13 protein-coding genes and 2 pseudogenes are annotated in these 17,710 nt (G+C 68.1%); 13 read left to right on the forward strand and 2 right to left on the reverse strand.

Translation table 11 applies throughout. From position 1 onward, the window contains the following. The first annotated feature begins 2 nt into the window (after positions 1 to 2). The 10 genes from RGI145_RS20905 to RGI145_RS20950 all read left to right on the forward strand — a co-directional run bounded on the left by RGI145_RS20905 (position 3) and on the right by RGI145_RS20950 (position 12,820). Positions 3 to 977: an ABC transporter permease gene (locus tag RGI145_RS20905; protein ID WP_083671276.1), complete on the forward strand. Its 975-nt coding sequence runs from the start codon at positions 3 to 5 to the stop codon at positions 975 to 977. Then, positions 964 to 1,884 (forward strand): ABC transporter permease, encoded by a 921-nt coding sequence (locus RGI145_RS20910; protein WP_075800461.1) that lies wholly within the window; start codon positions 964 to 966, stop codon positions 1,882 to 1,884. The genes RGI145_RS20905 and RGI145_RS20910 overlap by 14 nt, the downstream gene beginning before the upstream one ends. Further along, positions 1,884 to 2,915, forward strand: coding sequence for an ABC transporter ATP-binding protein (locus RGI145_RS20915; protein WP_075800462.1), 1,032 nt, complete (start codon positions 1,884 to 1,886; stop codon positions 2,913 to 2,915). Before RGI145_RS20910 ends, RGI145_RS20915 begins: the two co-directional genes overlap by 1 nt. Continuing rightward, positions 2,912 to 3,928: an ABC transporter ATP-binding protein gene (locus tag RGI145_RS20920; RefSeq protein ID WP_075800463.1), complete on the forward strand. Its 1,017-nt coding sequence runs from the start codon at positions 2,912 to 2,914 to the stop codon at positions 3,926 to 3,928. The genes RGI145_RS20915 and RGI145_RS20920 overlap by 4 nt, the downstream gene beginning before the upstream one ends. Continuing rightward, complete coding sequence (locus RGI145_RS20925; protein ID WP_083671282.1) at positions 3,918 to 4,721, forward strand: IclR family transcriptional regulator; 804 nt, start codon at positions 3,918 to 3,920, stop codon at positions 4,719 to 4,721. The genes RGI145_RS20920 and RGI145_RS20925 overlap by 11 nt, the downstream gene beginning before the upstream one ends. Positions 4,722 to 4,803: 82 nt before the next feature. After that, complete coding sequence (locus tag RGI145_RS20930; RefSeq protein WP_075800464.1) at positions 4,804 to 6,576, forward strand: hydantoinase B/oxoprolinase family protein; 1,773 nt, start codon at positions 4,804 to 4,806, stop codon at positions 6,574 to 6,576. Next, on the forward strand, positions 6,563 to 8,614 hold the full coding sequence (locus RGI145_RS20935) for a hydantoinase/oxoprolinase family protein (RefSeq protein ID WP_075800465.1): 2,052 nt from the start codon (positions 6,563 to 6,565) through the stop codon (positions 8,612 to 8,614). Before RGI145_RS20930 ends, RGI145_RS20935 begins: the two co-directional genes overlap by 14 nt. After that, entirely contained in the window at positions 8,611 to 10,035 is a 1,425-nt protein-coding gene (locus RGI145_RS20940) for a M20 family metallopeptidase (RefSeq protein ID WP_075800466.1), read from the forward strand. Before RGI145_RS20935 ends, RGI145_RS20940 begins: the two co-directional genes overlap by 4 nt. Beyond that, complete coding sequence (locus RGI145_RS20945) at positions 10,032 to 11,408, forward strand: LLM class flavin-dependent oxidoreductase (protein WP_075800467.1); 1,377 nt, start codon at positions 10,032 to 10,034, stop codon at positions 11,406 to 11,408. The genes RGI145_RS20940 and RGI145_RS20945 overlap by 4 nt, the downstream gene beginning before the upstream one ends. A gap of 50 nt (positions 11,409 to 11,458) precedes the next feature. Then, complete coding sequence (locus tag RGI145_RS20950) at positions 11,459 to 12,820, forward strand: LLM class flavin-dependent oxidoreductase (protein WP_075800468.1); 1,362 nt, start codon at positions 11,459 to 11,461, stop codon at positions 12,818 to 12,820. Between the two features lie 660 nt (positions 12,821 to 13,480). On the opposite strand, the pseudogene RGI145_RS26245 reads toward RGI145_RS20950, so the two are convergent. Continuing rightward, positions 13,481 to 13,657 (reverse strand): annotated as a pseudogene (locus tag RGI145_RS26245) (ISL3-like element ISAzs13 family transposase); the annotation flags it as partial. Between the two features lie 587 nt (positions 13,658 to 14,244). Next, positions 14,245 to 14,685 (reverse strand): annotated as a pseudogene (locus RGI145_RS26250) (LysR family transcriptional regulator); the annotation flags it as partial. A 299-nt stretch (positions 14,686 to 14,984) separates the two neighbouring features. On the opposite strand from RGI145_RS26250, the gene RGI145_RS20965 reads away from it, so the two are divergent. From RGI145_RS20965 to RGI145_RS20975, 3 genes are all read left to right on the forward strand, one after another. Next, positions 14,985 to 15,551, forward strand: a complete 567-nt coding sequence (locus tag RGI145_RS20965) for a carboxymuconolactone decarboxylase family protein (RefSeq protein ID WP_075800470.1) — start codon at positions 14,985 to 14,987, stop codon at positions 15,549 to 15,551. Between the two features lie 67 nt (positions 15,552 to 15,618). Further along, a complete protein-coding gene (locus RGI145_RS20970; protein WP_237183348.1) occupies positions 15,619 to 16,755 on the forward strand; it encodes a patatin-like phospholipase family protein in 1,137 nt (378 codons plus the stop codon). After that, positions 16,752 to 17,534: a 3-hydroxybutyrate dehydrogenase gene (locus RGI145_RS20975; protein ID WP_075800472.1), complete on the forward strand. Its 783-nt coding sequence runs from the start codon at positions 16,752 to 16,754 to the stop codon at positions 17,532 to 17,534. The genes RGI145_RS20970 and RGI145_RS20975 overlap by 4 nt, the downstream gene beginning before the upstream one ends. The last annotated feature ends 176 nt before the right edge of the window (positions 17,535 to 17,710 follow it).

Consider the following 17,710-nt stretch of genomic DNA (forward strand, 5'->3'; position numbering starts at 1 on the left):
TCGTGCCCTACCTGATCCGGCGCCTGCTGCACATGGTCTTCGTGCTCTGGGCGATCGCCACGGTCGTCTTCCTGATGTTCCGCCTGATGCCGGGCGATCCGAGCACGGCCTTCATCGATCCCACCTTCACTGAGGACCAGCAGCGCGAGATCCGGGCGCAGTTCGGGCTGGATAGGCCGCTGCCGGAGCAATACCTCGTCTATCTGGGCAATCTCCTGCGCGGCGAGTTCGGGCTCTCCTTTCGCCAGCGTCAGCCGGTTCTGGGCCTTGTCCTCGACGTCCTGCCGAACACCCTGCTGCTGACGGTCAGCGCGCTGCTGGTCGCCTATCTGATCGGCACGGTGCTGGGGGCCCTGATGGCTTGGCGGCGTGGCGGGGCCTTCGAGGCGGTCGCGGTGCCGGTGGTGCTGGCGACCCGGGCGGCTCCGGAGTTCTGGGTCGGCATGGTGATGCTGGCGGTCTTCGCCTTCGGCCTTGGCTGGTTCCCGTCGGGCGGCGCCAACACGGCCGGGGCGCAGTACGGCTCGGAGTGGTCGCGTGTCCTCTCGCTCGACTATCTCCGCCATCTCGCTCTTCCGGCCCTGACGCTGGCCATCTACCTGCAAGGGCTGCCGGCGCTGCTGATGCGCTCCTCGATGCTGGAGGTGATGCGCGAGGAGTTCGTCACCATGGCGCGCATGAAGGGCCTCTCCGAACGCTCGATCATGATGCGCCATGCCGCGCGCAACGCGTTGCTGCCGCTGGTCACCGCCTTCGCCCTCGGCTTCGGCCAGTCCGTCGGCGGCAACGTGGTGGTGGAGAACGTCTTCTCCTGGCCCGGCCTCGGCCGCCTGCTGGCCGACGCGATCGCGGCCAGCGACTATCCCCTGGCGCAATGCGCCTTCCTGCTGATCGCGCTGGTGCTGGTGCTGATGAACTTCCTGGCCGATCTCCTTTATGGTCTGCTCGACCCCCGGGTGTCCCATGGCCGGGGCTGAGGCGGGCGTGGCGGCACTGCCTGCCCTGGCACCGGACACCCCGCGCACCGGCGCCTGGCGTGCCTTCCGGCAGTTGCGGCGCGATCCCTATGCGCTGGCCGGCCTGGCCATCTACCTCGTCTTCGTGGCGGTCGGGCTCGGTGCGGACTGGCTCGCCCCCTACGATCCGATGGAGATCCTCTTCGCCCCGGACGGCAACCTGGCCGCCGCCCTGCCGCCCGGCGCGGAGCACTGGCTCGGCACCACCAATCTCGGGCGGGACATCTTCTCGCAGCTCGTGATGGCCACCCGGCCCTCCCTGATCGTCGGGCTCTCGGCCGCCGTCGCGGTGGCCACCATCGGCACGGCCGTCGGGCTGCTGGCCGGGTATTTCGGCGGCTGGATCGATCAGGTCCTGATGCGGCTGGTGGATCTGATCCTGGGCCTGCCCTTTCTGCCCTTCGTGATCGTCGTCACCGCCCTGCTGGGTCCGGAACTGCGCAACATCGTCCTGGCCGTGGTGCTGCTGCTCTGGCCGAACGCGGCCCGGGTGATCCGCAGCCAGGTCCTGACCCTGTCCCAGAGGCAATTCGTCGAGGCCGCCCGCGTCACCGGTGCCAGCGAATGGCGGATCCTCTTTGTCCATGTCGCCCCGGGCGTCTTGCCCTTCTCCGCCCTCTACGGGGCCTTCGCCGTCGGCTGGGCGATCATGGTGCAGGCCAGCGTCTCCTTTCTCGGCTTCGGCGGCAGCGAGACGATCTCCTGGGGCACGATGCTGCAGGACGCCTATGCCTCGCAGGCGCTGGACCGGGGGCAGTATGCCTGGTTCCTGCCGGCGGGGCTCTGCATCGTCCTGGTCGTCCTGGCGGGGTTCCTTCTCAGCCGGGGCTACGAGGAACTGCTCTTTCCCAAGCTGAGGGACGAGTGATGGGCGAGCTTCTGGCGGTCCGCGACCTGGCGGTCGCCTATGGTGGCGGCGCCGTACATGCGGTGGATGGCGCCAGCCTCTCGGTGGCGCAGGGGGCTATGCTGGGCCTCGTCGGCGAGTCCGGCTGTGGCAAGACCACCCTGGCCCGCGCCCTGATGGGGGTGATGCCGGCCGGGGCGGCGGTAACCCGCGGGGAGATCCTGCTGGACGGCACGGACCTCGTGGCCCTGCCGGCGACGGAGCGGCGCGCCCGCCTGTGGCGGGAGATCGCCTTCGTGCCACAGACCGCGATGAGCGCCCTGGACCCGGTCTACCGCCTGCGCGACCAGATGCGGGAGGTGCTGTGCGACCGCGGCGGGCTTTCCCGTGCCGAAGCCGATGCACGGGCGGCCGAGATGTTCCGGGCGGTCGGCCTGCATCCGCAGCGCCTCGCAGACTATCCGCACCAGTTCAGCGGTGGCATGCGCCAACGCGCCGCCATCGCCCTGGCGCTGGCGCTGAGGCCGAAGCTGGTGATCGCCGACGAGCCGGTCACCGCGCTGGACGTGATCGTGCAGCGCCAGGTCCTCGACACCTTCCGTTCGCTGAGCACGGAGCTGGGGCTTTCCGCCATCATCGTGACCCACGATATCAGCGTGGTCGCCTATCTCTGCGAGCAGGTCGCGGTGATGTATGCCGGGCGCGTGGTGGAGCATGGCCCCACCGGGACGGTCCTGGAACGACCGGCGCATCCCTACACGATGGGACTCATGAACGCCTTTCCGGACCTGGAGAGCGAGGAAGCCGTCCTCGCCTCCATCGAAGGTGCGCCACCACCGCTCTCCAGCCCGCCACCGGGTTGCCGCTTCGCCCCGCGCTGTCCCTTCGCGATGCCGGTCTGCAAGACGACCAGCCCCGAACCCGTCACCCTGGATGACGCACCCTCCGGCCTCCATTGGGCAGCCTGCCATCGCGTGGAACAGGCATCCGCGCTGCGCCAACTGGCGCGGGTGGCAACGACCTGGCAGGGTGTCGCGGAGCCACGTGCATGAATGCCTCGCCGCTCGCGGATTCCTCCGTCCATCGAAAGCCGATCGTCGAGGCCTGGGGACTGTCGAAGCATTATCCCACCTCGCGCAGCCTGCGGCAGGCGCTGCGGGGCCAGAGGCCCATGCTGCGTGCGGTGGATGGCGTGGACCTGACCCTGCGCCCCGGCGAGAGTGTCGGCCTGGTCGGTGAGTCGGGGAGCGGCAAGACGACGATCGGCCGCCTGCTGCTGAAGCTGACGGAACCGAGCGCCGGGCAGCTTGCCTTCGAGGGTCAGGACCTCGCCCGCCTCGATCGCCGGGGCATGCGGCTGTTCCGCCAGCGGGCCCAGCTTGTCTTCCAGAACCCCTTCGATGCGCTGAACCCGCGCTTCAGCATCGGCCGCACCATCGCGGAGCCCCTGCTGAACACCGGCGTGCCGAAGGCCGAGCATGCCGCGCGCGTGGCCGAGAGCCTGCGCACCGTGCATCTGGGAGACCCCGCGCGCCTGCTCGACCGCATGCCGCACCAGCTTTCGGGCGGACAGCTCCAGCGCGTCGTGCTGGCGCGCGCACTGGTGCTCCATCCGCGTTTCCTGGTGGCGGATGAACCGGTCTCGATGCTCGACGTCTCGGTGCGTGCCGGAATTCTCAACCTGCTGCGCGAGCTGCGGGACCGGCTGGGCCTCACCACCCTTGCCATCTCGCACGATCTCACCCTGGTGCGGTATGTCTGCGAGCGGACCCTGGTGATGTATCTCGGCAAGGTGGTGGAGGATGGACCGACGGCACGGGTGATCGCCAGCCCGGCGCATCCCTATACCACCGCGCTGATCCGCGCGGTGCCGCGGCCGCAGGTGGCGCAGCCGCGGGATGCCCTGCCGCTGCATGGCACGCTCGGCGATGCGGTGGAGCCCGGCGGCGGATGCCGGTTGCGCCATCGCTGCCCACACGCCTTCGCGCGCTGCGCCGCCGAGGAACCTCCCCTCACCGAGATCGCGCCGGGCCACCGCGCCGCGTGCCATCTGCATGCGGCGTGACAACGAGGTGGATCGGGAGGGCACCGTCATGGACTACACGATCGCGGCCGTGGACCGCGCGCTGGCGCTGCTGGAACTGGTGGCGGAGCATCCTGGCATCGGCATCAGCGATCTCGCGCGGCTGAGCGGGGACACGAAGACGATGGTGTTCCGCATGGCGACGACGCTGGAGGGCCGCGGCTACCTGCACAAGGACAGCGAGACGCGCGGCTATACGCTGGGTCACAAGCCGCTGCTGCTGAGCGAGAAGATGCAGCACCAGATGCCTCTGCTGCGGGTCGCGAATCCCGTGCTGGACGATCTCGTGGCCCGGACGCGGGAGAATGTTTCGCTGTTCGTGCGCGAAGGGCAGCAGTCCGTCTGCGTGGGCATCCGGCAGTCGCCCCAGCCGATCCGCCTGTATGCCGAGCTCGGCCGCCAGGGGCCGTTGCATGTGGGTGGCGCTCCGAAGCTCCTCCTCGCCCATGCGCCGGCGGAGATCCAGGATGCCGTGGCCGCCGCGCCGCTCGACCGCTTCACGCCGGAGACCATCACCGACCCGCAGCGGCTTCGCGAGCGCCTCGGCCGCATCCGCGCCCAGGGCTACAATGTGAGCCATGGGGACCAGGATGCCGGCGCCTTCTCGGTCGCCGCGCCGGTCCGGGACCATGCCGGCAAGGTCATCGCCGCCATCTCGGTCGCTGGGCCGCAGTCGCGCCTGAACGAGGACCTGGAACGTCTCTATGTCCGGATCGTCCTGGACGCGGCGGGCGATGTCTCGGCGCGCCTGGGCTGGCGGGACGCGGCGGCGTGATTCGGCCCGGCACCCCAACCGTTCCGGCCGGGCATCCGCCGCGCGGGACCACGACCGGCATCTGCCCGATGGAGACCCAGCCATGAGCGACACCCCATCCAGACTCTGCGATCCGGTCACGCTGGAGATCGTGCGGGGCGCGATCCGCGCGGCGCAGGCGGAGATGGAGGCGCTGATCGAGCGCACCGCGATGTCAGCCTTCATCCGGGAGAAGAAGGATTTCTACACCGCCCTCTTCGATGCCGAGGGCGTGATGGCGGTCTGTTCCAACAACCCGATCTTCGGCGACATCACGAGCCCGGTCTTCCGGGACTTCGCGCCGGACACGATGCGGGACGGCGATCTCTACTGGTACAGCGACTGCTATGGCTCACGCGGCGCGGTCAGCCATTCCAATGACCAGGTCTTCCTGGCGCCCGTCTTCCTGGACGGGCGCCGCGTGGCCTTCGTCATGGGCTGGGCGCATTTCGCCGATATCGGCGGCATGCGCCCCGGATCGATCAGCCCCGATGCGACCGACATCTTCCAGGAAGGCATCATCGTGCCGCCGACGAAGCTGATCGCGGCGGGCGAGACCAATGCCGCGGCGTTGAACATCTTCTTCCGGAATTCCCGCTATCCGGACAGCGCACGGGGCGACACGCGGGCCATGATGGCGGCGGTGAATCTGGGCGTGGCGCGGATGCGCGAGATCGCCGGCCGCTTCGGCGCCGATGTGCTGGCCGATGCGCTGGCCCAGCTCCTCGACCGGACGCGGGAACTGGTGCGCGCGAAGCTGCGCGAGACCTTTCCGGTCGGCACCCACCGCTTTACCGACCGCATCGACGGCGATGGGCACGGTTCCGGCACGCTGCGGCTGCGCTTCGCCCTGACGCGGACGGAGGAGGACCGCTTCATCCTCGATGCCACGGAGACGGACGACCAGTCGCCCGGCCCGGTGAACTTCCTGATGAACCCGGATGTGCCGGGCATGGCGCTGGGACTCTATTTCCTGGGGGGCGATCCGAACCAGGTGATGAATGCCGGGGCGCCCCGCGCGCTGGACGAGGTCCGGCTGCGCGATGGTTCGCTGCTGCAGCCGCGCTTCCCGGCGGCGCTCGGCATGCGGGGCCTGACCATGATGCGCATGCTGGCGGCGATGAACGGGCTGATCGCCGTGGCCGGGGGCAATGCTCCCGCCGCCCATGCCGCCTATGTGGTGATGCTGCTGCGCGGGATGGCGGGGGGGAAGCACTTCCTGATGAGCGATGGGATCGGTGTCGGCTATGGCGCACGCAGCTTCGCCGATGGCAATGACGCGGTCTATTTCGTGGCGCAGGAGAATTATCCGGTCGAGTTCCTGGAGGGCGAGTACCCGGTGCGTCTGCGCGAGTACGGTCTGAACCGCGACAGCGGCGGGCCGGGGCGGTGGCGCGGCGGCTGCGGCATCGTCCGCGAATACGAGATCCTGGCCGAGGAGGCGATGCTGGCCATCCGCATCGACGGGGTGGAGAACCCTCCCTGGGGTGCCGAGGGCGGCATGTCCGGCGGGCCCGGCCGCGTCGTGGTTAATCCCGGCACGCCGCGGGAGCGGGTCCTGCGCCCGCTCTCCGATGGCAACCGCGTCGTGAAAGGGGAGGTCCTGCGCATCGAGACGGGCGGGGGCGGCGGGCGCGGCCATCCCTTCGACCGGCCGCCCGAACTGGTCCTGGCCGACGTGCTGGGCGGCATGGTGAGCGAGGCCGCCGCGGAGCGCGACTATGGGGTCATGGTGCGGGATGGCGTGCCCGACCTGCTCGCCACCGCCGAGCGCCGCGCGCAACGGCCTGCTGGCGCCGCCTTCCACCGGGGGAGCTATGCAAATGTCCTCGACTGACGCCTCGCCGCGTTCCCTTTCCGTCGCGGTGGACATTGGGGGCACCTTCACTGACATCACCATCCAGGACGGCGCGACCGGGCGCGCCTGGACCGCCAAGACACCCTCCACACCCCATGATCCATCGGAGGCCTTCCTCGGCGGCGTCCGCCTGGCACTGGAACTGGCCGGGGGCGATGCTGCCGCGGTCGGCCGCGTGCTGCATGGCACCACGGTTGCCACCAACCTCATCCTGGAGGGCAAGGGGGCGAGCACCGCGCTCGTCACCACCAGGGGGTTCCGCCACGTCCTGGATATCGGCCGGCAGGACATCCCGCGCCCCGTCAACCTCCATGCCTGGGTGAAGCCGCGCCGCCCCGTACCGCCATCCCGCGTCTTCGAGGTGTCGGCGCGCATCGCGGCGGATGGCGCGGTGCTGCTTCCCCTGGACGAGGACTCGGTCCGGCGCGCGGCCGAGGCCTGCCGGGCGGCTGGCGTCAACGCGGTGGCGGTCTGCCTGCTGCACGCCTTCACCAAGCCGGAGCATGAACGCCGCGTGGTGGAGATCCTGCGCGGGGCGCTGCCCGGCGTGGCCGTCACCGCCTCCTCCGACGTGCTGCCGGTGGTGCGGGAGTATGAACGCTCGCTGGCCACTATCCTGAACGCCCAGGTCATGCCCGCCATCTCCACCTATGTCCGCAGGCTGGAGGAACGTCTGGCGGAGGAGGGAATCGCCGCGCCGCTGCTGCTGATGAAGAGCAATGGCGGGGTCGCGGGCGCAGCCTCGATCCGCCGCGCCCCGGCAGTGACCGCGCTGTCCGGTCCGGCCGCGGGGGTGGTCGGGGCACAGGCGGTGGCCGCCGCCGCGGGTCTTCCGGACATCATCACCGTCGATATCGGCGGCACCAGCGCGGATATCTGCCTGATGAAGGATGGCACCGTCGGACTGACCCAGAACGGCAAGGTCGGCGAATGGCCGCTGCCTCTGCCGATGGTGGACATGGTCACCATCGGTGCCGGAGGAGGCTCCCTGGCACGCGTGGCCGAAGGTGCCCTCGCCGTGGGGCCGGAGAGTGCCGGCGCGCAACCCGGCCCGGCCTGCTACGGACGAGGGGGCGGCCTGGCCACGGTCACGGATGCGCATGTCGTGCTGGGCCATCTGCCGCCGAGCCTGCTGGGTGGCCGCATGCGCCTCGACGTGGCGGCGGCGACGGCGGCGGTGCAGCGGCATGTCGCGGAGCCACTGGGCATCGACCTGCACGCGGCGGCGCGCGGCATCCTCGCCATCGCGGATTCCAACATGGTCGGTGCGGTGCGCGTGGTCTCCGTGGAACGCGGGCATGATCCGCGCGACTTCACTCTGGTCCCCTTCGGCGGCGCCGGGCCATTGCATGGCTGTGCGCTCGCCGATCTCCTGGGTATCCGCACCGTGCTGGTGCCGCCCTCACCCGGCGTGCTCTGCGCCCAGGGCCTGCTCGCTGCCGATCTGCGCGCGGAGTTCAGCCGCAGCCTGCGCGGCGGCGAGGATGTGGCCTCGGTGGAGGAAGGCTTCGCAGCGCTGGAGGCCCAGTCGGCCGCCTGGTTTGACGAGGAGGAGGTGCCGCCGGAGCGGCGGGAAACCAGCCGCGTGGCACTGATGCGCTATGCCGGCCAGGGGGGCGAACTTGCCGTGCCCTGGCCCAGCGGACGGGAGGCCGCCGCCGAGGGTTTCGCCGGGCGGCACCGCGCCCTCTACGGCTTCGACCTTCCCGGGGCCGTGGTCGAGCTGGTGACTCTTCGCGTCGAGGCGGCGGGACGGCTGGGAGGCGGCATCACGGCGCCGCTACCGCCGGGCCGGGGAGCGGAATCCTATGGCCGGCACAACGTGCATTTCGCCGGCGGCACGAGGGAGGCTGCGCTTTACGATCGCTCGGCCCTGGGCGCCGGGGACCGCTTCGCCGGGCCGGCCATCGTCACCCAGCTCGACGCCACCACGCTGGTGCCGCCGGGCTGGCAGGGGCGGATGGATGCCTGCGGCGCCCTAATCCTGGAGCGCGACCGGGAGGGGGACACGCCGTGAGCCGCGAGGACGCCCTCGCCGCGGCCCGCGACCTGCTGGAGGACGGCCGCTATCTCGACACGCTGGCCCGCCGCGTGGCGCTCCGCACGGCCAGCCAGGACCCGGAGAGTGGTCCGCATCTGCATGCCTATCTGGCGGGGGAGATGCTGCCCGACCTTCAGGCGCAGGGCTTCGAGGGAAGCATCTTCGCCAATCCGACCGGCCAGGGCGGACCCTTCCTGATTGCCAGACGCATCGAGGACTCGTCCCTGCCGACGCTGCTGACCTATGGCCATGGCGACACCGTCCTGGGCATGGAAGGGCGCTGGGAAGAGGGCCTTTCCCCCTGGGTGCTGACCCGGCGTGGCGAGCGCCTCTATGGCCGAGGCGTGGTGGACAACAAGGGCCAGCACACCGCCAACCTGATGGCGATGGAGGCGGTGCGGCAAGTCCGGGGCGGACGCCTCGGCTACAATGTCACGCTGCTGCTGGAGACCAGCGAGGAGGTGGGTTCCCCGGGCATCGAGGAGATCTGCCGGGAACGGCGCGAGCTTCTGGCCGCCGACGTACTGATCGCCTCGGATGGGCCGCGCCTCGTGCCCGAGGTGCCGACCCTCACCCTCGGCACACGGGGCGCCATCAACTTCGATCTTCGCGTGACCTATCGCGAGGGCGGGCATCATTCCGGCAACTGGGGCGGATTGCTCGCCAATCCCGGCATACGGCTGGCCCATGCCATCGCCAGCCTGGTCGGGCCGGAAGGGCAGGTGCTGCTGCGCGACCTCGTGCCGGAACGCATTCCCGACAACATCCGCCGCGCCCTGGCCGAATGCCGCGTCGATGGCGGCGCGGATGGGCCGGCGATCGATCCCTGGTGGGGCGAGCCCGGCCTGTCCGCCGCCGAGAAGGTCTTCGGCTGGAACACCTTCGAGGTCCTGGCCTTCCGGACAGGCAATCCGGAGGTCCCCGTGAATGCCGTGCCGCCCGAGGCCTTCGCGGCCTGCCAGATCCGCTACACGGTGGATCGCGAGGTCGAGACTTTCCTGCCCGCCATCCGCCGTCACCTCGACGCGAAGGGTTTTTCCGACGTCACCATCCACGCCGTGAAGAGCGGCGCCGAATGGCGTGCCACGCGCATGGACCCGGACGGCCCATGGCCGAGGCTGGTCGCGGAATCCATCCGCCGCTCCACGGGGCGGGCCCCCATGATCGTGCCCAATGCCGGCGGTTCCCTGCCGAATGACAGCTTCGCCGTCACGCTGGGCCTGCCCACCATCTACATCCCGCATTCCTATAGCGGCTGCTCGCAGCACGCCCCGAACGAGCACGCGCTGCTGCCCCTGGTGCGGGAAGGGCTGGAGATCGCCGCCGGGGTCTTCTGGGATCTGGGGGAGACATCCTGGCCCAGCCGTCAGGACACGCCCCGTCAGGACACCCCATGAGCCCCTTCGTCTCCCGCCGCCGGATGCATCTGGGGGCCTTCTTCTTCACACCTGGCAGCCATGCCGCGGGCTGGCGCCACCCGGAGGCCGTGCCGGAGACGGACATGTCCTTCGCCCATTATGTCCGCATGGCACAGACCGCCGAGCGGGGCCTGCTCGACTGCCTCTTCTTCCAGGACACCGCAGCGGTGAACGGCAGCGCCGCGTTGCATGGCGGCTCCCCCTGGCGTCCCGCATCCGGGCGGCAGGTCTTTCCGGAGCCCGCCACGCTGATCGCCGCCCTGGCGCCGGTCACGGAGCAGATCGGGCTGGTGGCGACGGCCACCACCACCTATGGCGATCCCTATACCATCGCACGGCGCTTCGGCACGGTGGACCATCTGAGCGGCGGGCGTGCCGGATGGAACCTCGTGACCTCGCAGATCGAGGACGAGGCGCTGAACTTCGGCTTCGAACGCCATCCGGATCATGCCGAACGCTACCGCCGCGCCGAGGAGTTCTTCGATGTCACCGCCGGGCTCTGGGACAGTTTCGACGAGGGCGCCTTTCCGCGCGACAAGACCAGCGGTGTCTTCCTGGACCCAAACAAGGCCCATATCCTCGATCACCGGGGGGAGCATTTCAGGGTTCGTGGCCCGCTGAACCTGCCGCGCTGTCCGCAGGGGAGGCCGGTGATCGCTCAGGCCGGCTCCTCGGAGGCCGGCATGCGCCTCGCCTCCCGCATCGCCGATCTGATCTTCACCGCGCAGAGCGTCCTGCCCGAGGGGCAGGCTTTCTACCGCGGCATCCGCGCGCAGGCGGCCGCCCATGGCCGTGACCCGGACCATGTGCGGATCATGCCGGGCCTGCTCGTCATCCCTGGCGAGAGCGATGCCGAGGCCGAGGCACGTTATGACAGCCTGACCGGGCTGATGGACGATGCCGCCGCCCTGCCCCTCCTGGCGCGGCTCTGCGGCGACCTCGACATTCGCGACCATCCGCTCGACGGGCCCTTGCCGGACCTTCCTCCCAGCAATGCCGCCCGGGCGCGGCAGGCGCATATCGTGGACAAGGCGAGGCGGGAAGGCCTGAGCATCCGGCAGGTCATCCGCTACATGGCCACCTCGCTCGGTCACAACATGGTGGTGGGCTCGCCAGCGCGGATTGCCGATGTGATGCAGGAATGGTTCGAGAATGGGGCCTGCGACGGCTTCACCCTGCTCTTTCCGTATTATCCGCGCCCGCTGGAGGACTTCGTCTCGCTGGTGGTGCCGGAGCTGCAGCGGCGCGGCCTGTTCCGCACGGCCTATGAGGGCCCCACGCTGCGGGAGAAGCTGGGGATCCCCGCACCGCCGAGCCGATATGCGGCGCGGCCACCGGCAGGCCCGGCCTGACAGATCCCGATCTCGGTCGGCGCAACCACGGACAGGGTGCAGCACTCGCCATGAGCAGGAAGCAACTGAAGCTCGGTGCCTTTCTCAGCGTGCCTGGGAACCACCTCGCCGCCTGGCGGCATCCGGACGCCGTCACTGAGACGGATATGGATTTCGACTGGTACATGCGCCTGGCCCAACTGGCGGAGCACGGGAAGTTCGACACGATCTTCTTCCAGGACACGGTCGCGGTCGGTGGCAGCGACAAGCTGGCGGAGGGAAATCCGACACGCACCAAGCTCTGCCGGATCGTGAAGCTGGAGCCGACCGCGACGCTGGCTGCCTTGGCCGTCGGCACCACGCATATCGGGCTGATCGCCACGGCGACCACGACCTACAACGAGCCCTACAACATCGCCCGGCGCTTCGCGACCATCGACCATATCAGCAAAGGCCGTGCCGGCTGGAACCTCGTTACCTCGCAGATCGAGGACGAGGCGGGTAACTTCACCGCCGATCCGCACATGGCACATGCGCAGCGTTACGAGCGCGCCACGGAGTTCTATGACGTGGTCGCCGGCCTCTGGGACAGTTGGGAGGACGATGCCTTCCTGCACGACAAGGAAAGCGGCCGATATTTCGACCCGGCGAAGATGCATTTCCTCCATCACCGGGGAAAGCATTTCTCCGTGCGGGGGCCGCTGAACGTTTCCCGCACGCCGCAGGGCCGTCCGGTGGTGGCACAGGCCGGCTCCTCGGAGCCGGGGCGCGAACTCGCGGCACGTACCGCTGACATCGTCTTCACGGCACAGACCGAAATCGAGGATGCCCGCGCCTTCTACACTGATGTGAAGGGGCGCATGGCGAAGTACGGTCGGCACCCGGACGAGATGAAGATCATGCCCGGCTTCTCGCCGATCGTCGGCCGCACGATGGAGGAGGCGCAGGCGAAGTTCCAGAGGCTGCAGGACCTGTTGCCGGACGATGTCGCCCTCTCGTCCCTGGACCGCTTCACGCGCGGCATGGATATCGAGCAGTATCCGATGGATGGTCCCATGCCGGAGCTGCCCGAGACCAATGCGGCCAAGGCGCGGCGCGATCTGATCATGACCATGGCGCGACGGGAGAAGATGACTCTGCGTGAGGTGGCGCGCAGCGTTTCCGCAGCCCAGGGGCACCGCATGCTGGTCGGCACGCCGGAGTACATGGCCGATCAGATGCAGGAATGGCTGGAAACCGGGGCAGCGGATGGATTCAACGTGATCTGCAACTACTACCCGCAGCCGCTGGAGGAGTTCGTGGAACTGGTGATTCCTGAACTGCAGCGCCGTGGCATCTTCCGTACGGAGTATGAAGGCCGCACGCTGCGGGAGAATCTGGGTCTGACGCGTCCTTCCAACGCCTTCGCCAAGACCCACCGCGACAGGGGATGAAGAGGCCTATATCGCGCAGTACTGCTTGGTTCCGCGCTTTGCCAACGGATGGCTGCTTCTTCCGCTAAAGTGGATCTCGGCAGGCTGGATATGATGGCCCAGGAGCGGCAATCTTTCGACATTCCGTCTGGCAAAGTCACTTTCGAGGCACAACAGCTTCGCGCGAGGGCCAGCTAGCCTCGCGCCCCATGGACGCCCCGCCGCCCTCGGATGCCCCTGCCCCGCCTGCCTCCCCAGCGACGCCGGCGAGCAGGGTGCCGACCTCGCCCAGGTGATGTGACGGACCCGGCACTGCTCCGTCGAGGTCGCGCTGGGCTATCTGCGACCGGTGGACCTGTGGCGGAACAATGTCACCAGAAGGGTCTTTGCCCGGGCGAAGAAGCAGGACTGACGAGGGGCGCCGGCAATCATAGCACTCTTGGTGGACTGCTGAAAACCCCGGCGGTGGCTGATGTTCGGCCGTGATTCGTTACGGCCAGCGTCTGGCAAGGCCGGGCGCCCGGAGGGCAATTCCTGGTGGCGCATCTCCAGCCTGCGCCTCGATGGCATTCCGGGTGCACCGCCGGTCGGATGGACGGATGTCTATGTCGACGACGCCTATGCCTGTAGGCGCCGCCTGAATACTGAATCTTCCGCATTTCCCGTGCTGATGTTTGGGCATCAAGCGGCGAGAACACGGGCGCGGAGGAGAGCGAAGCCCGCCCGGCCATACATGGTGCGCTTGATCATCTTGAGGCGGTTGATCTGTCCTTCGGCAGGGCTGGAGGTCTAGGGTAGGTCGAATGCTGCCTGCACCGCGGCGAGGTCGCGATGCAGGCCGGTGGCAAAGCCCGCGAGAAGGGTGGCATTGGCCGCGCCCAGCACATCCTGAAGCGAATCGTCACCGTCCCGGCGCAGCACGCGACGGAGGCGTCGCGCCACCGCGAGCGCCTGACCCACTGCCGGAAGCTCGGCCGCCACCTGCGCGACAAGCAGGCGCTCGGGTTCGGGCAGCGCCTCCGGTTCCATGCTCATAAGGCGGGCCAATCCGCGACCTTCCGGTGCCCGCCATGACGGCGCCGCCGGCGCTTGCGGCCACGATTCCGCCCTGCGTGCCAAGGCCCAGTCGCGCACCATGCTCATGCCACAGGCAAAGCCACAGGCTCGCAGGTCACGCCAAAGCCGCGCGGCGTTGTGGCAGCCCTCGGCCCAGCGCCGCTCCAGCCATGCCGCATGCGGGTCGAGGAGGCTGTCGTGGGATGCTGGCGCAGCCGGCCGGCGAGGGTATCGGGCTGACGATCGGGCAGCAGGTCGACGACCCGATTGCGCTCGAGATCAACGAGAATGGTTCCGTAGCGACGTCCACGACGCCAAGCCCAGTCGTCGAGGCCCATCTGCACGGCGATCAGCATACTGGAAAGCGTGTTCGTCTCCGCCGCGATCAACGGCTTCACCCCGGCAAGCAGGAAGGCACGGTCCAGCAGGCCGCGCGTGGTGTTCGGCGGCGCCGGAAATACCAGTGGCACTGCCGCCAGTTCGCGCAGGGCCACGCCTCCTGCCGTCATCGGTGCCCCCCCTTGCCGGCACACGAGGAAAAGGCGCTGCCGGAAAAGCGGCTGGCTGAGCGCGGGCTGGGCGACATGGATGGTCGCCACTGCACGCGAAAAGCTCCCCGCCTCCACGATGCCGACGAAGTAGCGAAGATGGCGCAGTTGCAAGCGGCATGGCCCTCCACGGATGGCATTGTGGCGGCCGGACCACGGGGTGAGCAGGGCCTGGAGGATGTTACGGACGTGGATGCTTCCAGATGAGAGAGGATGTCTGGCGGGGAGTCCTGACCATCTCGCGGGATCCAGCGGTTGCGGCAAGACCACGTTGGGCATCATGGTGCTGGTCTGACGAAGCCCAATGCCGGTGTGGTGAAGCGGACGGTGGGGCTGAAGCCGCCATGGCTGCAGAAGCCCCCCTTATTTCGTCACCTCTCGCAGCCAACGGAAGCGCAGCCAACGACGCAGCGAACAGGGCCCGCTACCGCTCCCGACGGCACGGCGACGGGCTGACATGACACAGAGTCAATGTCACGATCGTCAAACGGGAATAGAGCTTGAGCGTTCCGGGAAAATGGATATGCGGCACCGCAGCATCAATGTGCAGGGCGGTAGCAGCGGCACAAGGAGACCCAGCTTTGCGACTTCCCCTGATTCCACCGAACGACCTCAACGCAGAGCAGAAACCTCTCTATGAGGACATGCTCAAGGGTATCTCCAGCAACTTCAACGCCTTTCAGGTGAAGCGGGAGGACGGCGCATTGATGGGGCCCTGGAACCCCTGGTTGCACGAGCCACGTATCGGAAAGGCGATCTGGGAACTCACCCTCGCCCTGACCGCCGAGGCGAGCCTGCCCGACAACCTGCGGCAGATCGCCATCCTGGTGGTAGGGGCTCATTTCAAGGCTGCCTACGAGCTCTATGCGCATATCGCCGTGGCGGAGAAGGAGGGCATGAAGCCCGAGCGGCTTGCGAGCCTTGCAGCGGGCGTGAAGCCGGTGGATTTCTCGCCGCAGGAGAGCGTGGTCTATGATTTCTCCCATGCATTGGTACGAGGTGGTGTGCTGCCGGAGCCAGTCTACAGGTTGGCGGTCGACAGCTTCGGTCAACATGGGACCAACGAGCTCATCTATTTGGTCGGTCTCTACAGTCTCGTGTCCACGACGCTGAACGGCTTCAACGTCCCGGTCCCGGAACGTGACTAGGACGGCAGGCGCAAGGGCTCCGGCCGCTTCGGCCTGCGCCACGAACACACCATTCCAGAGCATCGCCTTGCTGCTGCAAGGCGGGGGGGCACTGGGAGCCTATCAGGCAGGGGTTTATGAGGCCCTGGCCGAACATGGGATCGAGCCGACCTGGATCGCGGGCATTTCCATCGGAGCGATCAACAGCGCGATCATTGCGGGCAATCCAGCCGGGGAACGCGTCGCAAAGCTACGTGAATTCTGGGAAAGCGTGACCACGGGATCTGCCATATGGGGCGGCTGGTTGCCGCATACCCCGCTGGCTGTCAGCCTCCGTGCCGCGGTGAACCAGCTCTCGGCCGGTGAGGTACTGGCGCGCGGGGTCCCAGGCTTCTTCAGCCCCAGGCTGCTGCCACCTCCGTTGCAGCCCAGCGGAACCCCCGGGGCCACGAGCTGGTACGACACCGGCACCTTGAGGAACACGCTGAAGCATCTGGTCGATTTCGACCGGATCAACCGGCGGGAGATGCGATTGAGCATCGGTGCCGTGAACGTGCGAACGGGCAACTTCGCCTATTTCGACAATGCGAGTGACCGGATCGGACCCGAGCATGTGATGGCATCCGGTGCCCTTCCTCCGGGCTTTCCTGCCGTGGAGATCGACGGGGAACATTACTGGGATGGCGGCATGGTATCGAACACGCCGCTCGACTGGGTTCTCTCGGCACCCTCCGAACTGGACACGCTGGTCTTCCAGGTGGATCTGTGGAGCGCCGAAGGGGCGCTGCCGGGAGACCTGATGAGCGTCGCGGTGCGGATGAAGGAGATCCAGTATTCGAGCCGGACACGTGCCGCGACAGACGAGTTCCGCGCCAAGCAGCGGTTGCGCGCCGCCTTTCATGTCCTGCAAAGGCAACTGCCGGAAAGTCTCAGGGACACGCCGGAAGCGAAAACGCTCGCCGAGATCGCCGATCCGGCACGCTACAACATCGTGCAACTGATCTATCGTTCCCCGACCTACGAGGGGCAGTCCAAGGACTACGAGTTCTCACGACGAACGATGGAGGAGCATTGGCGCTCGGGCTATGACAATGCCCTGACGACGTTGGCCCATCCGGAAGTGATGACCTTGCCGGACGACCCGGGCGGCGTCGCGACCTATGATTTCCTCCATCCCAGCCGCGCGCGTGCGGCGTCTGCCAAGTCAGAGAAGGAAGCAACATGAGCCTGCAGGATAAGGTCGCGGTGGTAACTGGCGCCGCCAGTGGCATCGGCAAGGAAATTGCGCGGCAATTCTTTGCTGACGGTGCCCGGATCGCCATTGCAGACCTGAATGGCGAGGCAGCACGCGCCACGGCGGCCGAGTTCGACCCGGATGGGTTGCGTGCGATGGGTGTGCAGATGGACGTGACGGATGAGGCACAGGTCGATGCCGGGATCGATGCGGTGGCCGAGAAGTTCGGTGGCATCGACGTGCTGGTGTCCAATGCCGGCATTCAGATCGTCGCGCCGATCGAGACGTTTGCCTTCGCGGACTGGAAGAAGCTCCTGTCGATCCACCTTGATGGGGCATTCCTGACCACCCGTGCCTGCCTGAGACACATGTACGCGCAGGGGCGCGGTGGCAGTGTGATCTACATGGGCTCGGTGCATTCCAAGGAGGCCTCGAAGCTCAAGGCGCCCTATGTGACGGCGAAGCACGGTCTTGTGGGGCTGGCCAAGGTGGTCGCCAAGGAGGGAGCGGCTCACGGCGTGCGCTCCAACGTCATCTGTCCGGGCTTCGTGCGGACGCCGCTGGTGGAGAAGCAGATCCCCGAGCAGGCAAAGGAACTCGGCATCAGCGAGGATGACGTCATCCATAACGTGATGCTGAAGGACACGGTGGATGGCGAGTTTACCACGGTGGACGACGTGGCGCGGACGGCGGTGTTCCTGGCCGGGTTCCCGACCAATGCACTGACCGGGCAGTCGGTCGTGGTAAGCCACGGCTGGTTTATGCAGTAGGAGCCCGGCCAGAGGACCGTCTGAGGCGGGGTGGCCCGCCTAAGCCGCACCGGAGCGACGGAGGTTGGGCCGTTGCCCTACCATGGTGCGAGGACGGCGGGCTGCGGCTCCGCGTCACAGCCCGCCGAGGCGAATTCCATGGACAGCAGGTCGTGCTGTCCAGGACCGGGCGACGG

Source organism: Roseomonas gilardii, from assembly GCF_001941945.1.
Lineage (GTDB): Bacteria > Pseudomonadota > Alphaproteobacteria > Acetobacterales > Acetobacteraceae > Roseomonas.